The following is a 23,584-nucleotide window of genomic DNA, read 5'->3' as shown; positions in this document are numbered from 1 at the left end:
ACTCTCTCCGGAAGGCGACGCCGCGTGTGCTCATCGGCATTGATTTCCGGAGCATAGAAGGCAGACCGTGACCCGCCTATCACAGGAATTGGTGATGGCAATTTTCCGACAGGCGCCACCGCCGTGATTGCTATCATCGACCCGTCCATCACATCAAGACGTGCCCCGATGTCCCGAAATCGGATCCTGCTGGTCGAAGACGACACGGAGGTCAGACAACGCCTGCTGCAGGCGATCGTCTCCGCACCGCAGTTCGACGTCGTCGCCGACGTGGGCACACTGGTAGAAGCGCTAGCGGCGCTGTCCAGCGCCGCCCCTGACATCGTCGTAGTCGATCTCGGCTTGCCGGACGGCAACGGCATCGAGCTGATTCGAGCGGCCGTCGAGCACAGCCGGCCGGCGCAGGTCATGGTGATCACGGTATTTGGCGACGAGGCGCACGTGATCGCGGCGATTGAGGCCGGAGCGACTTCGTATCTGCTCAAGGATGCCAGCAGCAAGCACATCTCGCGCGCACTGGAGGAAATGGTCGATGGCGGATCGCCGATCAGCGCGTCCGTCGCGCGCTTCTTGCTGCGGCGTTTTCGGGCGCCGCGTGCCGCAGAACTGACGCCGCTCGCACCGATCGAGGAATCGCCGTTCTCAGCGCGTGAGTTCGACGTGCTGCAGCTCGTCGCGAAAGGTCGTTCGTACAACCAGATCGCGGCCGAGCTTGGCATTTCGATCAACACCGTCGGCAGTCACATAAAGCAGATCTACCGCAAGCTCGCAGTCAATTCGCGCGGCGAGGCTGTCTATGCAGCGCAGGCGCGCGGTCTGATTTCCAAGGGTTCGAGCTGAAGTGAGTAGCCGCGCACTTTCTGTGCTTGCGCATATCGGTCTATGCCTACTGCTGTATCTCTGCATCGAATGGCTGCATCGCGAGTCTGCGGCTGCGGACGACATCGCCGTGCGCTGGTCGATCTATGACCAGCACGCGCAGGAAACCGCGGTCGAGCTGCCGCATCAGTGGAGTTCGGCGTCGACAACGTCCCGGGCCGTGGTTTACAAGGGCCGCTTTGAAATCGACCGACTTGGCGATGCGCCTTATGCACTGTACATCTCGAGCATTGGCAGCAATGCGCAGCTGAGCATCAACGGCGTGGCGCTTGAAACTCTGGAGCAGGCGCCGCTCGAAAGGCATCGATTCCATCCGTTACTGCTCAGCTTTCCCAATGACTATCTGAGAACGGGCAGTAACGAACTGACGCTGCGGGTGCGTGAGGCACCGCCCGGCTCGGGCTTTCTCGGCGCCAGCTTCCTTAGTCTGGAATCGGCGCTGGAGCCGCGCTACCGGTATCGTTGGATCCTCAAGGTTGCCTATCCGGCGATGCTGGTTGTCGCCGGGCTGATCATCGGTGCGATTGCGACCGTGCTGTGGATCATCCGCCCGCAAACGCGCTTCTTCTTGCACTATGCGCTGGCCTGTTACCTCGGTTCGGCCTGGGTAATCTGTTCGCTGGTAACCGCCCCGCTGCTACCGCCGCTGTGGTGGGACGCTGTCAGCGTTCTGGTCCTCATCTGGTTCGGCATCGCCATAGGCAATGTCGGCATGGATTATCTGAACGCGCTCGATCCGCCATTCCTGCGTAGCCAGATGATCTCGGCGGCGATCGCGCCAGTGGCGATTCTCGGCGGCACCGTGGCACTCGGCGCTGACATCTCGTACGGCTGGATTCAGCCAGCTGCGCTGTGGATCGATCTCGCCGGCGCCCTGTTTCTGCTGCTGTTCTTCTTCAACCGCGAATACAGCAAGCCACGGCGCGATGTGCCAGTGTCGATGCTGCAGTCGGGCCTGCTGCTGCTTGTCGTAAATGCCCATGACAACCCGCTGTTGATCGGGTTTCCCGATTTCATCGACCGTTCCGACGGCCTGTTCTTCGTGTTTCCGGCGACAATGACGCTGATGACCGCGACGTTCAATCTGTTAAAGAGTTATGTGGGGGCGCTGACCGATTCGGAGAAGCTCAATAGTGAACTGACGGCCCGCGTCGCCGCCCGCGAGGCAGAGATTGAGCGTTCGTACAAGGATCTGGCCGCCGCCGAGAAAAGTCGCGCACTGGCCGATGAACGCGAGCGCCTGCTCGCGGACATGCACGATGGAATGGGGGGAACTCTAGTCGCGGCGCTGGCTCGCCTCGAGAACCAGGGCGCGGGAGAAGAGCCATCCGCACAGGCGATTCGCGACGCGTTGGACGACCTGCGGTTGATCCTCGCCTCACTCGATCCGGTCGACCGCTCGCCGGCGAACGCGCTTGCTCTGCTTCGCGATCGCCTCGAACCGTTGTGTCAGGACGCCGACATCGCACTCGACTTCGATCTGCGCGAGATGCCCGACCTGAACTGGGACCCGACCCGCACGCTTCAACTGCTGCGCATCACTCAGGAGGCCTGCATCAATGCCGTGCGACATGCGGGCGCGCGGCAGCTGAGCCTGAGGGCGCGCACGGGCGGGGAAGGCCAGTGGATCGAGATCGTCATCGATGACGACGGCGTCGGCTATGACCACCAGGCATCAAGCCGGGCCGGGCAGTACGGTACGGGCAATATGCAGCGCCGCGCCAAACGCCTCAGCGGCACGCTAAGCTGGCAGCGACTGTCGCGCGGCACCCGCGTCGAGCTGCGCATTCCGACTCCTCCGGTTCAGGGCTGAATCACCCCGCGCAGGGCGATCACGTTCGCACGCGACGACGACGCGCGAACGCCGCGATCACTAACGGCAGCAACAGCCATGCACCGAACGCACCACCGCCACCGCCCCCCGAAGGCGGCGGTGTCGATGTCGCATTCGCTGTGGTCACCGCAAAGCTCGCCATGATCGCGGCATTGCCGCTGCCGATCGTGACCGTCACGCTTGTCGTCTGCTCCGAATCCGATGCGCTGGTCACGCGCACCTGCACAGAGTCGCCTGGCGCGATAAACCCGCGCGCACTCATGAGATGCTGTCGGTGGAGATGTCGCTGCCCTCCTAACGCTTGCAGGAAAACCCTGACCACCAATTCATGTGATTGGAAGAGAGCCATCCTGCACTTAAGCTCAGGGCGTTCAACGGGGGTTGCTCATGATCACTTGGCGCTGGAAAGCTTGCATTTACGTCTCGGTGCTTGCAGGGATGCTCGCTTCGCCCTCTTGGGCCGCAACGTACGCACCGACCACCGTAGCGGCGCTGATCGCCGACATCGGCTCCGCGAACGCGAGTGTCGAAGACGACGTCATCGATCTGGGAGGGCTGACGTTCACGCTGACGTCGCCCAACAACTCCGTCAACGGCCTGCCAGTCATCGTCAACGGCGGCCGCTTGACCATCCGGAACGGCATGCTCGAGCGATCGGGGTCGGCATCCAATCTCCGCCTGATCAGCGTCGCGGCCAATGCCAATCTGACGCTGGAACTGATGACTCTGCGTAATGGCCGAGCGGGCTCGGGTGGAGGGATACTTAACCGAGGCACGATCGCTATGGTCGACAGCACGGTTTCCGGCAACCAAGCGTTCGGGGGCTCGGGCGGAGGCATCTTTAATCAACAAGGCACGATCAGCATCGCCCGCAGTACCCTTTCGGGCAACAGTGTGGATGGTGACTTTTCAGCGGGCGGCGGCGCTCTCTTCAATGGAGGAGGCATTGTCACCCTGACGTCCAGCACGATCTCGGGCAACAGCTCAGTCAGCCATGGTGCAGGGATCAACAGCACCCAAGGCAGCGTGACGGTCACAGCCAGCACGATCGTCGGCAATTCGGCGGGGGGCTTCGGTGGCGGCATCAATATTCCGGATGGAACTTTGACCTTGAGCACCACCTTGTTGGTCGGCAATATCGGTACCGGCGGCGATTGCACCAGCAGCGCCGACGTCGTCAACGCGGGCGGCTATAACCTTTTTGGCAGGCAGTCCGGATGTTCCGTCGCGGGCACCGACGAAACTGGGCTGACTGAAGCCAGCGTCGCACCGCTGGCCAGCAACGGTGGCGCAACGCAAACCCACGCATTACGCCCCGATTCGCTCGCGCTCAACGCCATTCCCGCGAACAACGCGCTGTGCACTGGGATCGATCAACGCGGCATCGCGCGCCCCTCGGGGGCGGCCTGCGACATCGGCTCCTACGAGATGCGCTGGCTGAGCGTCGCTCGCAATACGGATACGGCTGGCACTTGCGCCTCCGATTCGGATTGCACGCTTCGGCAGGCAATCAGCACCGCCAACAGCGCGCCAGGCTCCGACGGCATTCGCTTCTCGCTGCCAGGCACCGATGCCATTCTGCTAGATAGCTCTATGGTCGACATCGATGACGACCTGATCATTGACGCCGAAGGTCAGCGGGTGATCGTGGATGGCCAGAGCCAGAGTGGCGTTCGTCCATTCACCATTCTCGCCAACACGAGTGTAAAGCTCGCGGGCCTAACGATCAGGGGAGGTCGTCCCCAAAATACCGGTGGCGGCATTCGGAACTCTGGAACCCTGGACATCGTCGATAGCACAATTGAGAACAACCGAACAGACGGTTCGGGCGGCGGCATCATCAGCCTCTCCGGGCTGCTCACTATCAGTGGCACGACGGTAGCCAACAACGAGGCCTCCCTTGGTGGGGGCATCTACGTCTCCGGAGGCACACTCGACCTCAGCGCCAGTACGATCACTAACAACACAGCTGCAGAGAACGGCGGTGGTATCAACGCACATTCAGCCGGCATCGTCGCGAGAGGCAGCACGTTCACGGCAAATCGCGCGTCCGGATTTGGCGGTGCGATCAACCACCCCTCCGGCAACCTGACACTAGGCGGGAACGTCATGGTTGGCAATGTTGGCGCCGGCGGTGACTGTACCAGCACGGCAATCGTGACGAACGATGGCTACAACATTGTCGGCATGCACTCAGGTTGTGGCATGGGCGCCAGCGATCAGGTCGGCGTTACTGATGCGAAGCTTGCCGTCTTGGCGGACAACGGTGGCCCGACGCAAACCGTGGCGCTGCAGTCCGACTCTCCCGCCCGCGATCTTATTCCAGCAGACAACGCACTGTGCAGCGCCCGCGGTACGGATCAGCGGGGTCTACCGCGGCCGGATGGAACGACATCGCCACAGCTCTGCGATGCCGGAGCTTATGAGCTGCGAGGCCTTAGCCTAGTCGCCGATAAGGTCGGTAATGGCACTGTGACCAGCGAGCCATCAGGCATTGATTGCGGCACGAGCTGCGAAGGCATCTTCCCTGAGAAGTCCGAGGTCACGCTGACTGCCGTCGCTGCTCCGGGGTACAGCTTCGACACGTGGTCGGAAGCCAGCTGCACCGAAAGTAGCTGTGTGGTGACGATGGACGACGACAAGAGCCTCTCTGCGACCTTTACGATCAATCAGTACGCGCTTGAGTTAACTGCCTCGGGAACCGGCACTGGCAACCTGGCCTGCACTGTGGGATCTAGCACAGTCGACTGCGCGAATCTCTTCGACTACGAAACAGCCGTTACAGTGACCGCGACGGCGAATAACGGCTCCACCTTCAGCACCTTCAGCGGCGACTGCTCAGGTGCGACCTGTAATGTAACGATGGATCGAAACCGCAGCGTGAATGTCAGCTTCGCGCTCGTCGCAACGCCTACTCCGACGCCTACTGTCGTTCCAACACCTTCTGCAACGCCCACAGCAGTGCCGACAGCCACGCCGACGGCCACACCTACACCCACTGCTAGCGCAACTGCCACTCCGACCGCGATGCCGACGCTGGTGCCCACGCCAACCCCAGTCCCGTCGCCGACAGTAACCCTGTCCGTCGAGCCTAAAGTCATCACCCTCGGCCGTCGGGCGACCGTGCTTTGGAGCAGCAGCAATGCCAACCGCTGCGAGGCCAGCGGTGCATGGACAGGCAGTCGTGCCACGTCGGGCACGCTGGAGGTCACGCCATCTCAAGCGGGAACTCTGAACTACAGCCTGCGCTGCACAGGCGCAGGCGGTGCCAGCAGTAGAAGTGTGACGTTGCGCGTCCTCGAGTTTTCAGTGATCAATTTCACTGATGTCAGCGATGCCGCGCCGGGCACCCCGCAAGTCTCGAACACCGTTACAGTCGATGGCTTCGTCGACACCTTGCCGATCAGCATTGTCGGCGGCAGTTACAGCGTCAATGGCGGCGCATTCACCACCGAGCCTGGTGCGCTACGCCCTGGGGATACGCTCGCGCTGCAGGTGATCGCACCATTGGAACCGGAGCAATCGGCATCAGCGACGATCACGCTCGGCGAGTTCAGCGCATCCTTTACGGTCAGTACCACTGGTGTAGTAGATGGTGCCGGGGGCGGCGGAGCTCTGGGCGCTCCGCTTCTGATACTGCTCTGGTTTGTCGCAATGGTGCGAAACGACAGCTCGATGCGCCGAAGACGCTGACTGAGTAAAGATACGTGCGCCGCGTGGAGCGCAACTGGTTAGCATGGGTGTAAATCTGCGTGCGGTCGCACCGGATCAGTTCGTCGTTCTCAAAAAGCTCTGGATCGATCACGGTGCGCGCTTCTTTTCCTTGGCGAACAGGATAGTCGCGCCGAATGCTGCTGCAGAGGTGTAAGCATTATTCGACGCGTTAAAGGATGACTAGGGATCCACTACGATGCCGAAATGCAGACCTTCGTGGGCTTCCGCTTCTGGCACCAATCCGCCCGTCGATCCGTCCGCTTTGGGGCTTAGCACGCCCGGAATGAAGCGAGCACAGTGGGAATCCATCCAAACGGGAGAGCGCCATGCAATCGGCAATCTCTACACCGGAACGACATGGGCCTTGGAATAAGGGAAAGCTTGTAGGTCAAAAGAGCCCGTTGCGGCTCAGGGACATCTGGGCGATACGCGTCCGCTTGCAGCTTGCCGATCGAGTTCGCGATCTCGCACTCTTCAACTTGGCGATCGACAGCAAGCTGCGAGCTTCTGACCTCGTCAATCTCAAGGTTCGCGACCTTTTTCACGGGTTAACTATCGCGGCAAGGGCGATCGTCATGCAGAAGAAGACCAATCGCCCAGTTCAATTTGAATTGACCGAACCGACCCGTGATGCAGTTTCAGCTTGGGTGAAGGAGGCTGGCTTATCGGCGGACGATGCATTGTTCCCTAGCCGGATCCACCATTCGTCGCATCTTTCAACGCGGCAGTACGCACGGATCGTTGGCGCTTGGGTAACCTGCATCGGCCTGGACCGATCCGGATACGGCACACATTCGATGCGCCGAACCAAGCCAACCCTGATTTATCGCCGAACAAAGAATCTTCGGGCGATTCAGATACTGCTAGGGCATACCAAGCTCGAAAGCACTGTCCGCTACCTAGGCATCGAGGTCGACGATGCACTTGAGATGGCAGAGCAAACAGAGGTTTAGTGCTTGAGTGGCTGGTTTGCGGCGTGCAACCGAGGGTCGCAAACCAGCCCATAGCGGAAGCTAGGCACGCCGAATTGGCTGCCCGAAAGCGGACATGGAGCCGCCGGACTGCACAGGACGGGCTCAATCATAGGCTGAGGTAGTCGGCGCCCTTCCTAGCTAGCCGCTCTCATGCGGCGATGGCGAACATCGGACACCGATAGGAATGTGGGCGGGCCCACCTTGACTGGCCGTCGCGTTTCCCGCAATGTACAAGAAAGAGTACATTGTTCTCATTTACATGCCCTCCAGAAGTCCAGAAACGAAAAGCCTTGCGACAGCGGCAAAGCCGGGCCGGCGGCCGCGGACCAGTCATGAGGAAATTGTGGAGTGCGCCGTCCGCATGCTTGCCCGCGAAGGGGCAGATGCCCTGACATTCCGCGCGGTAGCACGCGAAGCCGACATCGCGGTCGGCGCTTTCTCGCGCTACTTCAAGAGCCTTGCAGAGCTCGAAGACGCGATAGCCGCGAGCATCATCGCGAAGATCAGTCCGCTGGACGCGAACGATCAGCAAGGATTACGGGAGCAGCTGATTCGACAGTCCGTGGAGTGGCTGCAGATCACACGGACGTACCCCGCTCTGGGGACCTATCACGGACCGGCCAGCACGACAGCACTCGCGGAACATCTGGGCAAGGCAATGAAAGTCATGACCTCGGCCGGCATTGATCTCGAGCGGGCCATGATGATCTACGGAATAGTGGTCAACCTGGCGTACGGCTGGGGTTTGCAGATTTCTCATCAACCCAGCAAGAAACTGCAGAAACAAGGCATGCAGGCCTTTGTCAGACAGTTCGGTGCACTCACGCCCAAGACCGCCAAGTTGCTCGAAGCGTCGGAGAACTCAGATGTTTACCACCGATCGTTCGTCATGTTGATCGATGGCTTGCTTCCCGCTCGTACCACTCCTGCCAAAAAGCGCTGATTGCGCCTCTCAGATGCTCACGCCCATTCCCAACGCACCCATCGACCCGCTTGGCCAGCGTTTCAGCCTGAAAGCCGCCGGCACTGGCATCGCTTATGACATCACGATCAGCGAGCCGATATGCCCGATGGTTGCCGGGGTTCCCAATCCTCCAGCATGGCTTCTGTATGTCGTTGACGGCCCCATGCACGGAGGTCTCGCCACATCCATCATGCGTGTGCTTTCGTTGTGGCTACCCAATGCACTCAACACGCAACCGGTAACGGTGGTGTCAGTAGCGCCGCGCATCAGTACGGCAACGGACTATGCGGAATATCTGGGGCGCGGCCAGATACAGGACTTGGTGCCGCAGGGTGATCCCGCAGGAGATGCGTTTTCCGCCGCGGAAACCTTTCTCGACTTTCTGTACACAGAGGTCGATCCTGCGGTGCGGAAGCGCACCCGCGCCCTGAACAAGAAAGCCCTGCTCTTCGGTCACGGTCTCAGCGGGCTCTTCGCCTGCCATGCCTTCGCCACAAGGCATCCGATGTTTGATCGCTACATCATTGCAAGCCCGACACTGCTGGACGATTCTCCGACGCGCCAGAAGATCTTGCAGGCGCCACGCGGAGCTCTGAGCGGCAGCCTACACCTAACGATCAGCGGCGAAGACCGACTCGACGCGCCGACTCCTCGTCATAACGGTGCCATTAGCCGTGGTTTTCATGACATGGCGACAGTACTTGGACGACGTCACCGTCCACTTCTGAAGTCCAGGACTGACATTCTCACCGCCGAAACCTTTGAATCTGTCGCCAGTACCGCGCTGATCAACGGACTACGCTGGCATTTACCCTCCACGGGCCGGGATGGCTTGGGCATGATCCTGCGCCATCCGCGGGGCTATCTCGGTTTGCTGTGGGGCCTGGTGCGGATGTTCAGGCAAGCCAAGCGTGAACAGAAGTTGAGAGGGGCGCAGGCATGAACAGCATCGCTCCCTTGACCGATATTTTTCAGGTCGCCAGCGATCATGTCGGGAGGACCTTGGAAATCATCGTGGGGTCGCCCGTGCCAGGCCCTGTCGAAACGCCACCCCGGCTGCTGTATGTCGTCGACCCTTATGCTTACACGCCTGCGGCCATCGACATCGCCCGCGCACTTGCCCGCGATCGCGAGCCCATCGTTCCCTTGATGGTCGTCGGCGTCGGTACCCCGGTCCGCTCGCACCACGATGCGGTGGACTATCTCTTGCGCCATCGCAACGGCCTTCTGGTGCCTCCCGAAGAAGGCATCAACGATGGAATCATGTCCTCTGTTCCGAGCCAGCCAGCTCCCGAAGCCAACCGCTTCCTTCGCTTTATCGCAGAAGAACTGGATCCGCTGTTGCGCAAGCAGTACGAACTGTCGCCGGAACCGGCAGGACTTTTCGGTCACTCTTATGGCGGCCTTTTCTCTGCTTACGCGCTCGCCGAACAACTACCTGCCTTTGACCGCTACATCTTGGCCAGCCCCGGGACTCTTTCAGGGCGCGCCGTGCTTGATCGATTGGTGAACGCCACGCCAGCAAGCTTGCGGGGCCGAGTCTATCTCGGCCTCGGCGACAACGAAGATGCCTGCGCCCACCAGTACGAAGGAGATCTGGGCGTTTCCTGGCACCGGATGATCCAGGCACTGGCTCCAGCGCGCCAGCCCGGCATCGAGTTGCGCGCCGAAATCCATGGCGGGCACGGGCATGCGACAGCGCCATTCCTGAACTTGGCGCATGGTCTGCGTTGGTTGTACACGCATGGCAGCTGAGGCTTGCTGATGCGTGTCTGTGGCTTGCCAGCAGCCACTCGCGAACGTCCGCTTCCGGCTCATAGCCGCCCTTTGTCTACCGACGATAACGGCATGTTGTCGGCGCCCGACTCCGCCGGCAGCTAACAGCCCAAAGCCGCCCTTGGGCCGCAGCTCTCTATAGTCCGCTATGCAATGCGAAGCGGACGGTCGAGCTCAGGGGGCATTACTTCAGGGGCTCTGAGGACAGCACCGCGGATGGCCGCGCACGCAGCGTGCTCAGATGTTCATAACGGCGCAACGCCGCGCACGATCGGCGTCGACGGTCACTCGGCGGGGACGCTCAAGCTTTGCCAGGCCGAGATCAGGATACGGCGTGCTGCTGGTGCGATCGGAAGGTGCCCGTCGGGAATTGCAATGAATTCCGCATCGGGCAATTCGGACGCCCACTTGGGGCCGTAACAACTCCCCGCGTCTTCGACGCCGTAAAGAATGCGAACCGGACAGCGGATCGCGCGGTGATCGAAACCCCAGCGGCTGTTCATGAAGCCGATCTCCGGCGCCATGCTCTCTTGCGAAATCGACATCAGGTTGTCGAAGTAGATTTGCGCAATGTGAGGTTCGACTGCCTTGGGAAAAAGTTTGTCCCTGCTGGTGGTCACCGCCAGTTTGTTCATCGGCACATACGACCTTGGAAATGCGCGAAAGAACAGCATGACGGCTTTGAGCGAGAACGGAATCAGTGGCCAAACGGCTGGATCGTAGAGCGGCACGGTTGAGTTGACCGCAACTGCGGCGATCACCCTGTCGGGCAACTGATGCGCGACTGCCATCGTGAACAGGCCCCCGTTCGAGTTTCCCGTCACGACGAACTTGCCAATACCCAGGTGGGTCGCGAGCTGGTCACAGTCCGCCGCAAAATCGGTGGGCCGCATCCCGGGCCGGGGAGTGGAATGCAGGCCACCGGGGCGCGACGGTGCTATCAAACGAATGCCCGCATCGTACGCATCCTTGTCAAAGCAGCCGCCCTCGATCAGCGAGGCGCCGCCGCCATGAAAGTAGAACACCGGCACCCCGTGTGGATCGCCGTACTCGGCCCAGGCCAGCGTGCGGCCATCGTCCAGCTTCATGCGGTTTACATTGATGGTGACGGCGGTGGTCATAGGGGGCTGCGGTCTGTTGCAATTGACTTCGCGGAACTTCTCGGGCCGGCGGTGCCTGCGTCACTCGAACTCATAGCTCAATTCCAGTCCGAAACTACGCGGAGGTGTGATGAAGCGCAGTACCGTTGTGTTGCCCGTTGGCTGTTTGTAGTTGTTGGATGCGTTGGTGCCGCGCACGTCGGTCAGGTTTTTGCCGAATGCCGCAATCGTCCAGGGGCCAAAATGCGCGGTGGCGCGCGCATCCAGAAGATGAAAGTCGCCCTTGGTAATATCCGGGAACGACAGATTGGTTGCCGAGGCGCTTTCGTACCGATGAATCAACGCGACCGACGGCATATGCGTATCCCAGGTCCACGAACCAATAACGGAGGTCGCTGTGGTCCATTCTGGAGAGCCAGGCAGGCGGTCACCGGCCTTCGCAGGGGGCAGTCCGTTGTTCGGGTCGAAATCGTTGAGCAGGCGCGCGTCCAGCCAGGTCAGAGATGAGCGCGCGGTAAGGAACGATAGCGGTCGCACGGCAAGGCTTGCTTCGATCCCGCGGCTACGCGCATTACCGACATTGTCGATGTACTTGAACAGCTGTAGACGGTTCGTGAGCAACAGCGGGATGTCTTCCCAATCAATCCAGAAGCCGGTGAGGTCCGCGTTCAGCGCGCCGTCGAGCCAGGTGGTCTTGATGCCGACTTCATAATTGCGCACTTCGTCCGAGCCGTAGAACAGTGGGATCGGCATGAGCGGTGTGCTGGGTGCGAGGTTCGGGCCTCCAAGGCGATAGCCGCGTGAGTACAGCGTGTAGAGCAATAGATCCGGTGTCGCTTGCCAGGACAGCGAGACCTTCGGGTTGAAGCCATGTGCGGACTGCGAATTCTGTCTGCGGTACTCGGTGCCGCCGCCAGGCAGGACGAGGAGGCCTTGAGCCAGTACGTCACTGTCGACAACGTTGTGGTAGTAGCGGCCGCCAGCGGACAGCTTGATCGTGTCGGTGATGCGCAGATTGCCATCGAGGAACAGCGCAGTCTCGGGCGCCTCGATCTTGGCAAACTCGCTGAAAATCGAGGTCGCCCCCTCGATCACGCCCGGCAGCGTGATGCCGAGTTGAGCAAGCGTCGCGCGCAGAAGATCGGCGGTCTGCGCTAGATCCTGCGAGTTGAGAACAATTTCGAAGTTCTGGTCGCGGTTCGCGTAAGAGGCGCCTGCGAGGAAGTCGAAGCGATCCCATTCAGGCGAGATGTAGCGCAGTTCGCCGCTGTAGCCTTTAACGTCACCGGCCTGCCTGAGAATAAGCGGAGCCAGCTGGCCCGTGGCTGCGAGGCCCAACGCGTTCTTCGCGTCGTAGCTCAGGTCGCTGGCTTTGTCCTGATAGCCGCCGACCAGAGTCCAATTGCCGTACTCGGTATCGATCTCGTAGCGCAGTGCACCTAGCTTGAACTCGTTGCTGCTGGGTTCAAGCTGGGTGCTGGTCTTCTTGAGATCGCCGAGCGACTCGTCCACATAGCCGGCGTCGTCAACGGTGGTGCGTTGTGTCAGCGCGGTGAAGCGGAGCCGCGAGGAATGCGTCGGCTCGAAGCCAAGGATCGCGCGACCGCCGCTGCTAGTCGAGGAATTGGTCTCCTCTCGTTCGAGTCCGATGTTATCGATATAGCCGGGCGTCTGTATGTGATAGCCGACGACGCGCAAACCCGCGCCTTCAATCGGAAGCGGCAAGTTCGCCATGAGTCGAGCACCGCCGCCAAGCGAACTGTTCTCTTTCAGGTCACCGACCGCCTGTGCCTTGAAACCGAAATTGTAGGCATCGGGAGATTCCGGAATGTAGTTCACCGCGCCGCCGAGCGAGGACGAGCCATACAGCGCGCCCTGCGGGCCGCGCAGAACCTCGACGCGGTCGGCGTCGAAGGCGTCAATGTCCGGCACGACCGTGGGCGTACCCGGATCGGTGAGCGGAATGTCGTCGTAGTAGGTGCCGACTGCGGTCTGCGTGAGCGTCGGAATCGTGTCCGAGGAGATGCCGCGAATGGTGATGACCGAGTAGCCTGGCGTGCCGCTGTTGAAGTTCACACCCGGCGACAGCGACAAGTACTCGCTGAAGTTCGATGCGCCGGCCTCGTCGAGCCGCTCGCGCGTGACTGCAGTCACGGCGCCTGCCAACTCGCGCTCGCTCTGTTGGCGCTTGTTTGCGGTTACCACGATCTCCTCAAGAACCACGGGAGCGCTCTTGTCCGCCTCAGGGACAGGTGCCGGGGCAGAGGCTTCGACCGGGATTGTCTCTTCGTACGGCTGCGGCGCTTGCGTAGAAACGGTGTCCGTTTCAGGCGGGTCCTGCGCCCAAGAGACGCCCAGTGTCGACGCCAGCAGCGTCAAGATTCCCGCACCCAGGCGATGTCTCACGAGTGTCTCCGGTTTTAATTACGTAAAGAAATACGTATTTAACTAAGCTAATATAGACGCACCGGCGATGTCAACGACCCACAACAAAGAGATGGCTGGATGAAAATGAAGTTGAAGAACGCTCCGGCAGTTCAGAAGCGGACTCGCGGTCGACCGCGAAGCATTGATCGGGAGACCGTCCTGGCCGCTGCGATGGACCTTGCCGACTCCGAGATCAACCTGCCTGCGCTGGCAGAGGCGCTCGGCACGACCGTGACCACCATCTACCGTCTTTTTGGCGACAAGGTCGGGCTGCATACCGCCATGTATACGCAGGCGCTGATGCACATCGAGGGCATCAAGGGGGCAAGCTGGACGGCCTGGCTCGACAGCTACGTTGAGGTTTTGCTCAAGCTGACGCAGCGGTATCCATTTGTTGTCACCCTGCAGTCCAGCTACAAATCCTTCGACGTCGAACAGAGAAAGTTGGCCGAGCACTCGCTCGGTCTCGTGAAACCTGGCATAGAACTGCTGGTGAAAGCGGGTCTTGATCGCGCGCTGGCGCACAACGCGCTCGTGGCCATCAAGGCCGTCGTGTTCGAGCATGCGCATACCGAGCGGATTTACGCCGAATCGATAATCAACCTCGCGCCCTTTGAGACGCTGGGCGGCCCCGGTGAGCAGCGGTTGTGGCAGCTGCTGGAACTCTTCCGCGCCGGCATTCGGGCTCAGATGAAAGGCGGCAAGAGCAAATAGCGGAGCTACGCTCTCAGCTGGCCCTGATCGTCATGTTGGTTTACGTGGATCGGCGACCCGCGGCCAGAAGTGATTGTCGCGCTTCTGGTAGTTCATCTCGGCGAAGTTCTGTGTGATCGACCCTGGCGCGCCCACGTACAGCACCTCTTTCGCGAGGGACGCGAACGAGGCATAAAAATGCTGGGTCGACTTGACCACGATCGCGCGACGGCCTTCGAGGCGGATGCCGAGGTTCTCGAAGGCCTCGCGCGCAAAGATCTGCGAGCGGACGGAATTGAGAAGCACGTCGATGCCACCGTCCGTCCGTACCCAGACGGCGGTGCCCATGGGCCAGCGAAAATTGAGCCCAAACTGGGCGTGGTCCTCGACGATGGCTTTGACCGTGACCGCCACATCCACGGGATCGCCCGATAGCGGACCGCATTTGCCGCCGATTCGCAGATTCAGCTTCGCGCCGATGCCCGCGCTCTGGCACAAGGCGACTGCCCCCAGATCCCAGAAAGCCCCGATGACCGAGTCGGTGATCCCGGCATCGAGCATGGCCCTGAGGATGAACGTGCTGTCGCTCATGGCGCCGCCACCTGCATTGTCGGCCACATCGGCGAATACCAGCGGGCCCTGCCACGTCGACGTCATCCTGCTGACGGCCGCCGCTATCGAGATCGGCGGTGCATAGGTCTCGCTGCGCAGCTGCCAGAACTCTTCGCCCAGCTGGTCGGCGAGCTGCTGCGCCCTGACCAGGTCGCCGTCCGCGATTACCCAAAGTTTGGCGCCCGTGTCCGGTACATCGCCCCAGGGAAAGCCATGCGCTAACGACACCGACAGGATGCCGTCCGTGCCCTCGAAGGATTGCATTCTTTTGACGAACGACACCATCGGCTCGCGCGTGGTATGCCAGAGGCCGATCATCCGCAGATCGTGCAGCGCAGTCACCGGCCGGATCTCGCCCTGCGCCTGGCGCACCACCAGCCGGTAGACCTCGCCTAACCGCTCCAGGGTGTCGGTGTGCGGATACTCCTTGTAGCAGACGAGCGCGTCGGAGCTTTCGAGCATCAGCGGGCTGATGTGGCAATGCAGATCGAGTTCGACTCCGATAGGCACGCTAGGTCCAACGATCTCACGCACCCTTGCGATCAGATCGCCCTCGCAGTCATCGTAACCATCGGCAACCATAGCGCCGTGCAGGACCAGCACGACGGCCTGCACCGGCATTGCCGCTCTCAAATCGTCGAGAATCCAGTCACGGTACTGTTCATACACCGCGCGAACGGTGATGCCCGATGGCATTGCGTGCGCGGTCAGGCTTTCCGCCACCGTGTGCCCGTCGGCAGCAGCAAGGCGCTTGAGCTCGACCTGCGAGGCGCCGAAGCCCCGAGGATCCCGCGTGCTGGCGTCGCCACGATAGACGCCAGCGTGCTCGAAGTCGGCGAAGCCAGTAGGCACGACCGCCGAAGTATTGGTTTCAGTTGCGAAGAAGGTGCTAAAGATCTTCATTGCCGGATTCCCGCTTCAGACAAAACGTTTCGGCGACACTGCAGCGGGATCAAATCCCTCGCCGAGGATGTGGGACGGGATTTCCTGCCGCAGGGCGAGTGCCGCAGCGACTTCAGACAGTGCTGGACTGGTCTGAACCCCATAGCCCCCCAGTCCGGCCAGCCAGAAGAATCCCTCGACCTGCGGGTCATAGCCGATCACCGGTGTGCGATCCGGAGCAAACGAGCGTAGCCCTGCCCAGGAGCGCACGATGCGCTTGATCTGCAGGCGCGTGCGACTCTCGATGCGGTCGGCGCAGATGGCGATGTCGATTTCTTCTGGCTGTGCATCGCAGGGATCGGTCGGTGTTTCGTCCGCAGGCGAAGCGAGCATCAAGCCGGCGTCTGGCTTGATGTACCAGGACTCATCGCCTGCAATCACCGCCGGCCATTTACGGAAATCACCCTGCAAGCCGGCGTCCACGATCATCGCGGTGCGCCGTAGCGGCTGTATGCCGAGCGCGCGTGCGCCCGCGAGTTGCGCGACTCGGTCGGCCCATGCGCCTGCTGCATTCACCACTACTTTGGCGATGAATTCGCCATTGTCGGTGGCGATGCGCCAGCCGTCCTGTTCGCGCGAAAGCGCAGTCACACCGGCGCGGCAGACCAACTCCGTACCGGCGCGCCGCGCCATGCGCAGGAAGCCTTGGTGCAAGGCGTGCACGTCTACATCAAAGGCGTCCGGCTCCCAGGCGCAATGCGCGGCAAATTCCGCGGTGAGGACCGGTACGAGCTGCAGTGCTTCCGCAGTGTCCATGCGCCGCGCCAGTGGCAGACGGGCAATCTCGGCAATGGCTTGAGCGTCCGATTCGCTGCCCGCAAACAGCACGCCCCTCGGGGACAGAAGCGGGTATTCGCAGAAACCCTCGGGTGGCGCATCGAAGAAAGTGCGGCTGGCGCGGGTGATGGCAGTGATGGTGTCGTTGCCATAAAGCGCGCTGTAAAGGGCGGCAGAACGACCAGTGCTGTGATAACCGGGTGCAGCTTCCTGTTCCAGCATCAGCACACTGGCCTGTCCACCCAGACGGGCGGCCGCCGAAGCCCCGGCAATGCCGGCTCCCACAATCGCAAAGTCATAGCTTTTCATATAAATTAATATATACGAAATTAGATACGTAAATGCATTTACGCAGCATGAAGCACTCAATGAAAAAATCCCGCCCCATAAAGCTGCTTGGATACGACCTGCAAACCACGCTCGATCGCCTTCGAAAGAAGCATCGTGTCTGCGGAGTGTCACTTGCTGTTTTAAAGGACGGCGTGATCCACGCCGCAGCTTCAGGCTGGGCCAACGCGCCAGAGCGCATTGAAGCGACGCCAGATACGCTGTTTCAGATCGGCTCGATCAGCAAGACATTCACCGCGACCCTGGCAATGCAGCTGGTGGACGACGGCCTGCTCGATCTGGATGCCCCGGTGCGCCAGTACCTGCCTGACTTCGCCACGGCCGATGTCACCGCAGCAAAACTCACAGTACGCGATCTGCTCACGCACACCAGCGGGATGGACGGCGACTATCTGCCGCCCGATAGCGAGACCGGCGGCACCGCCGAAGGCTACGTGCGCGGCATGGGCAAGCTCGGCCAGGTGCATACTCCGGGCGAGTACATGACTTACTGCAACTCCGGCTACGTGGTGTTGACGCGCATCATCGAAGTTCTACGCAAAAGTAGCTGGAACCAGCTGGTTCTGGACCGCATTTGTAAGCCCCTGGGTATGACGCGCGTGCTCACGCAGCCAGCCGAAGCCCTGCGCTTTCGCATGGCGATGGGCCACGGCAACGCCGTCAACGGCCGCTGGCCGTTGGCGGCCTTTGCGTACCTGCCGATGAGCATGGCTGGCGCCGGGTCGGTATTGAGCATGACCGCCGCGGAACTGCTGACCTACGCACAGGCGCAGATGCAGTACCCGGTCCGCAAGACGGGCAAGACGCCGATCCTGTCCCGGAAATCGCTCGCCGCGATGCACGCGCCGCAGGTGTCGATGCCGCCGTTTAGCCGGGGCGTCTACACTCATATGGGGCTCGGTTGGTTCTTACGGCCGGACAAGGAAGCACCAGCCTTCAACCATGACGGAGGCACCTCGCAATTTGCGTATCTGCACGCGCTGCCGAAACAGGGCGTCGCTTTCGCTCTGCTGATCAACAGCCCAAACGCGAATCTGCCCGAACAACTGCGCAAGGCCATCTTCACCGAGATCGCCGGCCTACCTGCGGAGCCAAAGCCTGTGGTGCCGCCTGCGATCCATTTCGACCCGCAGCGTTACGTTGGTACCTACGCGAGTATCTTGCAGAGCGTGACGGTTACTTCCGGCAAGGCTGGACATCTTAGGCTGGCAATCGACACCAAAGGCCTGCCGCTCAGCATGAAACTGAATCTGCGTGCCGTCGCTCCGGATGAGTTCGCGATTCTTGATAAACCCCAGGCTGACCAGGGCGGCCGCATCCTGTTCCTCGGCGAGCCGGCAGGCCGTGCAAAGTTCTGCCGCATGGGCGTGCGCATGATCCCGCGCTGCAAGGATTGAGGAGCAGCATTCCGCGAAATCATGTCCGCTTTCGGGTTGGTACCAGACTGCCGGCGGATTTTCCTTGAGGGCGGCTTTTGGCACCTCAGCGACGCTCACTTTCAGCCCGAAGTGGATATACCCCTTCGTGCATTTGCCGCTCTAAAGCGGACATTACTGACTTTAGTTCTTGCGGCTACTAGACCCTTCCTCAGCATCAATCCCGATTGCTGCTGAAAACCCAAACGTCTGCCCCCCGCTCGATACGAACCCTATGCTTCCTTGAAAACGATCGCGTTGAAAATCGGGATCAAGTCCTTGGCTTTGACGTTACGGCTATGGGTCTGAAACTGCACGGTAGCCAAACCATTGATATAGGCGACCAGGTGCGACGCGACGGTTTCGGCGTCGCTACGCAGGCGCTCGTTGCGCGCCAACGAACAGCGCTCAATGAATCTCGCCACGTCTTGAATAACACTACGCGCTAGCGTCGATACTTTCTCGGCGATGTCCGGCCGGCTTTGCGAGATGGTCTGCACAACAAAGAACAGGCGTTCGGAATCGTTTGCCGGCATTTCCGAGTTGAAGCTTTCAGCGAGCAGCTCTGCCAGTTGCTTGAGGTTCGTCCGTAACGCCGTGCCGGGAGCAAAGTGCTTGAACAGGCTCTGTTCGACATCGGCCGTCGTGCTGCGCCAAAGCTCGAAAACCAGATTGTGTCTGTCGCCGAACAGCGTGTAGACCGGCATGCGCGAGCAGCCGGCGTGCTCCGCTACTTGGTCGATGCTGACGGCTTCGTAGCCCTTCTCGCGGAACAGAGTGCGAGCCGCCTCCAGCAGATCATTCAGGCGCGCAGCTCTCTGCTGCTCGCGGCTGAGTCGAGGCTTTTTTCGAGCACTATCCGGCAGTTGGGCCATCGAATGATCCAGATTGAGAAGGTCGGGTTGCGCCTGGAGATGATAAACGCTATAAATAAATAAACAACTTGTTTACACAAACAGTTTGTTTATATAAGAACTATTCGCTGGTGCGTGCGTGGCAGGAGAGAGCGTGAATCCCAGGATCAAGAAGTGGCTGGTTACAGCGGCGCTTGCGTCAACAATCGCTTGGGCCGACGCGGTTCTGGCCCAGGATGGACCGGCGCCAGAAAGCCAACCTGACACTATCGAAAGCACGCCGGCTGTCCAGGCCCGGCCGCCCGAAGCCGAAATTGGCGTCATTGAAGTAGAGCCACTTCGCAGCAACCGCAGTGTCGCGGAATCCCTGACTGAACAGCCAGACGGCCCCGTCAGACTCGAAGAGATCGTCGTGACCGCTTCCTATCGCAAGGAAAGCATCCAGGACGTCGCCGGTGGTGCGCATGCCTTCGGTGGCCGGGCACTCGACAGAGCGGGCGCTACCGGCATGCAGGACTATCTCATGCAGGTACCGAGCGTGTCGCTGCAGAAATCCGGGAACGGCACGGCGCGGATCGCCATGCGCGGCATCTCCAACGTCAACGAGTCGGATCTCGGCTACGGCGACGGCTCGCCGACGACGGGAGTCTATCTGGACGATGTCGCCATTCAGGGCTCCGGCGTGTTTCCCGATCTCAACATCTACGACCTCTCGCGCATCGAAGTGCTGAAGGGTCCGCAGGGCACGCTTTATGGCGAAGGCTCGATGGGCGGCGCCATCAAGATGATCACCCGTGAGCCGTCGTTCAACGACTGGGAGATGCGCGGCAGCCTCATGGGCAGCCAGACGCAGCACGGAGCCGACAGCTACGACGGACGTCTGGCTGTGAACATTCCATTGTGGGACGACCGCCTCGGCGCGCGCATCGTCGGCACCAAGCGCCGGACCGGCGGATACGTTGACTACACTTCGCTCGATCGCCCTGACGCCGACGAGGAAGATGCCAACTCACTCCGCGGCCTGCTTCGCTGGCAGCTCAGCGACACTTTCCAGGCGGACTTCCTGCACCTCAGCGACCACAGCAACAAGAAGCAGTTTCCGGTGGTGGAACCCGGTCACATCGAGGATCTGACGAACGAACGCGAGGAAGACCAGTACGCCATAACCGACTTCGCCATCAATGCCCTGACGCTGCGCTGGACGCTGCCGTTCGCCAACCTGACATCGGTCAGCGCCGTTTACGACACCGAGAAAGATACGCGCCGCCGCACGCCTGTTTTGCAAACGCTGATCAACGGGCAGTTCCTGACGCTGGGCCTCGGCCAGGCGCCCGATGTTTTCAGCAACGCTTCGACGCGCGTCATTACTGATCTAGATTCGTTCTCGCAGGAACTGCGTCTGGTGTCCTTTGGCGGCGAGCGTTTCGACTGGATCGTCGGCGCCTTCTACCGCGATCGCAATCAGAGTTTTGATGAGGAGAAGCGCGAAGACAACATTCCTGATGTTGATCCCACTGGCGGCCTGCTCACCGCCATCCTCGGCGACTTCTACCCGCTCCAGGGACGTCAGGAACACGGCTTCGGCGATGAGGCCTTCACCCAGCATGCTGTTTACGGAGAGCTCAAGTGGAACATCATCCCTGAGCAATTCGACGTCACCGGCGGGCTCCGGTACTTCAGCGAAGACATCGATTTCTTCTTCGATACCTACCTGTACGGTCTGGAAGCTTTCCTGATCGGCTCTGACCCGGACAACATCGACCCCGAGACCCAAACGGTCAGCGTGCACGTCAAGCAGCGCATGAAGAGCAGTGGCTTTCTGCCCAAGCTGTCTGCGTCCTGGCATTTCAACCAGGACCACATGGTCTACGCCGCGGTCAGTCGCGGATTCCGTTCGGGCACGTCCAACATCCTGTCCGCACTGGACGCTGGCCCGCCGATCATCCGGCCCGACTACGTGTTGAACAAGGAACTCGGCACCAAGTCCACATGGCTGGATGGACGCTTGACCAGCAATCTCGCTGTCTACCATATCGACTGGAAGGACATGCAAGGCACCGTCGTCGGCACCGCGATGCTGGGCAGCATTCCGGTTTCCAACTTCGGTCATCTCGACAACGCCGGAGACGCGGTTGCCTATGGTGCCGAAGCATCTGTGGCGTGGCTGCCATTCCAAAGCCTCACACTGCTGGCCAATGTCGGCTTCAGCGAGGGTCACGTCACCCGCTCCGAAGATCCCGCGACCGTGCAGGAAGGGTCGAGGCTGCCCAACATGCCGCGGTGGACTTTCAGCACGACGGCGAATTCTTCCTTCGATCTGCCGTTCGCGTTGACGGGCGACGCGAGCGTCACGCTGTCCTTCATTGAATCGCAGCCTGTTGTGTTTGAGCCCGCGCCCCAGCAGGATGCACTGGGCAACGACATCGACTTCGGTGACTTCACGGTTCCGAGTTACAGCCTGCTCAAGGCAAACATCAGTGCAGGGACTGGCACCTGGCGCGTGCAGCTGTTCGGCGACAACCTGCTGGATCGGCGCGCGATCACTGCGGTTTCCGGCCCTACGGTGCAGTACACCGTAGCGACGCCCCGCACCGTCGGGCTGCGGCTCAGCTTCGAGTTCTGAAGGAACCATGCCGATGTCCACCAGCCCCTACTCCATCAGCCTGCGTGACGCCACGCTTCGCCGGCACGCCGGTGTTCGCAGCCACGAATTGAAGTTGACAAATGATGGTGTCGTCCATCGAATCTGCGCTGCCGTGCCTGCCTCGTATGAGGCAAAAGCCAGACGTCGATATCCGCTGGTTCTGCTGGTCAACGCCTGCGGTATTTTCGGATCGGCCGTCGAGATGAGCCGCCTGATGGCGCAGACCCGGGAAATCCACGAATGCATCGTGATCTCCATGGAAACGCCCATCGGTAATGACGACGTGCAAAGCTACGGCACGCTCTTCACCCAACAGCTGCTGCCTTGGTGTCGGAAGAACTACCGCACTACCGCTGGCCCGGTCACAGTTTTCAGCGGACTCGCGGATATTGCCGACGCTCTGGCAGGTAGTGCCGGCGATGCGCTGAAGCCGCTGCCGGGCATCAGCGCCTTGCTGAGCGATGCCGATCCAGTGTCGGCGCTGGTCAGCGGCCTGCGTCGACAGCTTGGGACCGGGCATCAATACGGCAGCGAGCTGGCAGTGCTCAGCAAGCCCATCGTCAGCAAGGCGCTTTGCGCATTGCGGCCATTGTTCGGCCGATTGCTGTCCAAGTCCATTGCCATCTGCAGTGACGGGCCGCATGTGCTGCGTGCGCGGAAGATGGAACGCGACTTCGAAATTTTTGCGGTCCTTCCCGCTTCGGCAGCCGCGAATCCTCACCGCCGCTATCCAACACTCATAGTGCTCGACGCCAACATCGAGTTCTCGACTGCGGCGGAGGCCTCAGCGCGTCTGGCTCACCGCGGCGAAATCGAAGACGTCATTGTCATCGGCATCGGCGTGCCTCGCGCCGGGGGTCCAATAGAATTCGGATTCCGTCGGTTCGAGGAGTTCTCGCCGCCTCCCGATGGCTACGCATTCGACGATCCTCTCGGCCGTGTGTTTCGCGCGCTGTTCGCGACCCGCGGAGAAGATGCTCGCCAATGCGTTGGCAAAGCCTCACAGCTCCACGACTTTCTGGTTGACGATTTATTGCCGAAGCTTGCACAGCAGCTACCCGTAGATGAGAGCCGCCTGGGCATTCTCGGACATTCTGCAGGCGGTGCCTTCGTCGGCTATTCGCTTTGCCAGGAACGATCGCCGTTTCGGGATTACATCTCCATCAGCCCCGGCGTGGGCATGAGTGGTTCGTGGTTGATGCGGGAGCCGCAGGCATCGCGGTCGCTCGCCACTGCTGCGAACCGCGCTTTCTTCTATGTCGGCGGAGACGAGATGACCAATCGGTTCTGCGAAATCGCCGGCATTCCCGATACCGAGGCGCTTTCGCGTCAGTGCCAGAAGCAACAACCTGATCTCTCGGTCCAGTTCCGATCTTTCGACGGTGAAACACATTCCACCATCTACGCCCCTGCGGTGACACAGGCACTGCGCTCACTTTACGGCACGACCCCGGTCCTCGTCGGATAGCCAATGTAGCTCTGCCGAAGAGGCGGCATGACATCAGCACGGCAGACTCTCCGGCCCAAAACGGTCAGTCGCGATTGTCCTCTATTGGGCGTGTCCTAGATTTTGTGTAAACGGTCATGAGGCAGGAAACTGCCTTGCTACAAGGAGTAGCGATGACCGTAGA

At 60.8% G+C, this 23,584-nt stretch carries 17 protein-coding genes; 11 read left to right on the top strand and 6 right to left on the bottom strand.

Annotation, left to right across the window (positions count from 1 at the left end; translation table 11 throughout):
* Nucleotides 1-168: 168 nt before the first annotated feature.
* The gene (locus AC3WUF_RS00085) at nucleotides 169-840 is read left to right on the top strand and encodes a response regulator (protein WP_492421161.1); all 672 of its coding nucleotides are present in this window, start codon (nucleotides 169-171) and stop codon (nucleotides 838-840) included.
* A 1-nt stretch (nucleotide 841) separates the two neighbouring features.
* Complete coding sequence (locus AC3WUF_RS00080) at nucleotides 842-2,692, top strand: sensor histidine kinase (protein WP_492421159.1); 1,851 nt, start codon at nucleotides 842-844, stop codon at nucleotides 2,690-2,692.
* 19 nt (nucleotides 2,693-2,711) lie between these two features.
* Here AC3WUF_RS00080 and AC3WUF_RS00075 read toward each other — a convergent pair whose 3' ends face one another.
* Nucleotides 2,712-2,927 (bottom strand): GlyGly-CTERM sorting domain-containing protein, encoded by a 216-nt coding sequence (locus tag AC3WUF_RS00075; RefSeq protein WP_492421157.1) that lies wholly within the window; start codon nucleotides 2,925-2,927, stop codon nucleotides 2,712-2,714.
* A gap of 173 nt (nucleotides 2,928-3,100) precedes the next feature.
* Between AC3WUF_RS00075 and AC3WUF_RS00070 the strand changes: the two genes are divergently transcribed.
* The 5 genes from AC3WUF_RS00070 (at nucleotide 3,101) to AC3WUF_RS00050 (ending at nucleotide 10,120) form a co-directional block, all read left to right on the top strand.
* A complete protein-coding gene (locus AC3WUF_RS00070) occupies nucleotides 3,101-6,406 on the top strand; it encodes a choice-of-anchor Q domain-containing protein (RefSeq protein WP_492421155.1) in 3,306 nt (1,101 codons plus the stop codon).
* Nucleotides 6,407-6,753: 347 nt separating this feature from the next.
* Complete coding sequence (locus AC3WUF_RS00065; protein ID WP_492421153.1) at nucleotides 6,754-7,380, top strand: tyrosine-type recombinase/integrase; 627 nt, start codon at nucleotides 6,754-6,756, stop codon at nucleotides 7,378-7,380.
* A 247-nt stretch (nucleotides 7,381-7,627) separates the two neighbouring features.
* Nucleotides 7,628-8,344 (top strand): TetR/AcrR family transcriptional regulator, encoded by a 717-nt coding sequence (locus tag AC3WUF_RS00060; RefSeq protein ID WP_492421151.1) that lies wholly within the window; start codon nucleotides 7,628-7,630, stop codon nucleotides 8,342-8,344.
* A gap of 13 nt (nucleotides 8,345-8,357) precedes the next feature.
* A complete protein-coding gene (locus tag AC3WUF_RS00055; RefSeq protein WP_492421149.1) occupies nucleotides 8,358-9,308 on the top strand; it encodes an alpha/beta hydrolase in 951 nt (316 codons plus the stop codon).
* Nucleotides 9,305-10,120 carry an alpha/beta hydrolase gene (locus AC3WUF_RS00050; protein WP_492421147.1) on the top strand — a complete coding sequence of 272 codons (816 nt, stop codon included), beginning with the start codon at nucleotides 9,305-9,307 and terminating at the stop codon, nucleotides 10,118-10,120. Before AC3WUF_RS00055 ends, AC3WUF_RS00050 begins: the two co-directional genes overlap by 4 nt.
* 305 nt (nucleotides 10,121-10,425) lie before the next feature.
* Here the strand turns inward: AC3WUF_RS00050 and AC3WUF_RS00045 are convergent, their stop codons facing one another.
* Nucleotides 10,426-11,262: an alpha/beta fold hydrolase gene (locus tag AC3WUF_RS00045; RefSeq protein WP_492421145.1), complete on the bottom strand. Its 837-nt coding sequence runs from the start codon at nucleotides 11,260-11,262 to the stop codon at nucleotides 10,426-10,428.
* Between the two features lie 60 nt (nucleotides 11,263-11,322).
* The gene (locus tag AC3WUF_RS00040; RefSeq protein WP_492421143.1) at nucleotides 11,323-13,647 is read right to left on the bottom strand and encodes a TonB-dependent receptor; all 2,325 of its coding nucleotides are present in this window, start codon (nucleotides 13,645-13,647) and stop codon (nucleotides 11,323-11,325) included.
* Between the two features lie 99 nt (nucleotides 13,648-13,746).
* Between AC3WUF_RS00040 and AC3WUF_RS00035 the strand changes: the two genes are divergently transcribed.
* The gene (locus AC3WUF_RS00035; RefSeq protein ID WP_492421141.1) at nucleotides 13,747-14,382 is read left to right on the top strand and encodes a TetR/AcrR family transcriptional regulator; all 636 of its coding nucleotides are present in this window, start codon (nucleotides 13,747-13,749) and stop codon (nucleotides 14,380-14,382) included.
* A 30-nt stretch (nucleotides 14,383-14,412) separates the two neighbouring features.
* Here the strand turns inward: AC3WUF_RS00035 and AC3WUF_RS00030 are convergent, their stop codons facing one another.
* Nucleotides 14,413-15,876 carry a M81 family metallopeptidase gene (locus tag AC3WUF_RS00030; protein WP_492421139.1) on the bottom strand — a complete coding sequence of 488 codons (1,464 nt, stop codon included), beginning with the start codon at nucleotides 15,874-15,876 and terminating at the stop codon, nucleotides 14,413-14,415.
* A gap of 15 nt (nucleotides 15,877-15,891) precedes the next feature.
* The gene (locus AC3WUF_RS00025; protein WP_492421137.1) at nucleotides 15,892-17,001 is read right to left on the bottom strand and encodes an NAD(P)/FAD-dependent oxidoreductase; all 1,110 of its coding nucleotides are present in this window, start codon (nucleotides 16,999-17,001) and stop codon (nucleotides 15,892-15,894) included.
* 59 nt (nucleotides 17,002-17,060) lie between these two features.
* Between AC3WUF_RS00025 and AC3WUF_RS00020 the strand changes: the two genes are divergently transcribed.
* Nucleotides 17,061-18,437, top strand: coding sequence for a serine hydrolase domain-containing protein (locus AC3WUF_RS00020; RefSeq protein WP_492421135.1), 1,377 nt, complete (start codon nucleotides 17,061-17,063; stop codon nucleotides 18,435-18,437).
* A 251-nt stretch (nucleotides 18,438-18,688) separates the two neighbouring features.
* Here the strand turns inward: AC3WUF_RS00020 and AC3WUF_RS00015 are convergent, their stop codons facing one another.
* Nucleotides 18,689-19,330 carry a TetR/AcrR family transcriptional regulator gene (locus AC3WUF_RS00015; RefSeq protein WP_492421133.1) on the bottom strand — a complete coding sequence of 214 codons (642 nt, stop codon included), beginning with the start codon at nucleotides 19,328-19,330 and terminating at the stop codon, nucleotides 18,689-18,691.
* 133 nt (nucleotides 19,331-19,463) lie between these two features.
* Between AC3WUF_RS00015 and AC3WUF_RS00010 the strand changes: the two genes are divergently transcribed.
* Together AC3WUF_RS00010 and AC3WUF_RS00005 are read left to right on the top strand one after the other, a co-directional pair.
* The gene (locus AC3WUF_RS00010; RefSeq protein ID WP_492421131.1) at nucleotides 19,464-21,932 is read left to right on the top strand and encodes a TonB-dependent receptor; all 2,469 of its coding nucleotides are present in this window, start codon (nucleotides 19,464-19,466) and stop codon (nucleotides 21,930-21,932) included.
* 13 nt (nucleotides 21,933-21,945) lie between these two features.
* Nucleotides 21,946-23,421 carry a hypothetical protein gene (locus AC3WUF_RS00005; protein WP_492421129.1) on the top strand — a complete coding sequence of 492 codons (1,476 nt, stop codon included), beginning with the start codon at nucleotides 21,946-21,948 and terminating at the stop codon, nucleotides 23,419-23,421.
* Nucleotides 23,422-23,584 lie beyond the last annotated feature (163 nt).

The organism is Fontimonas sp. FW305-C-3, assembly GCF_058783185.1.
The sequence above is the reverse complement of the archived record's forward strand: the minus strand, read 5'-3'. Positions and strand labels throughout refer to the sequence as shown.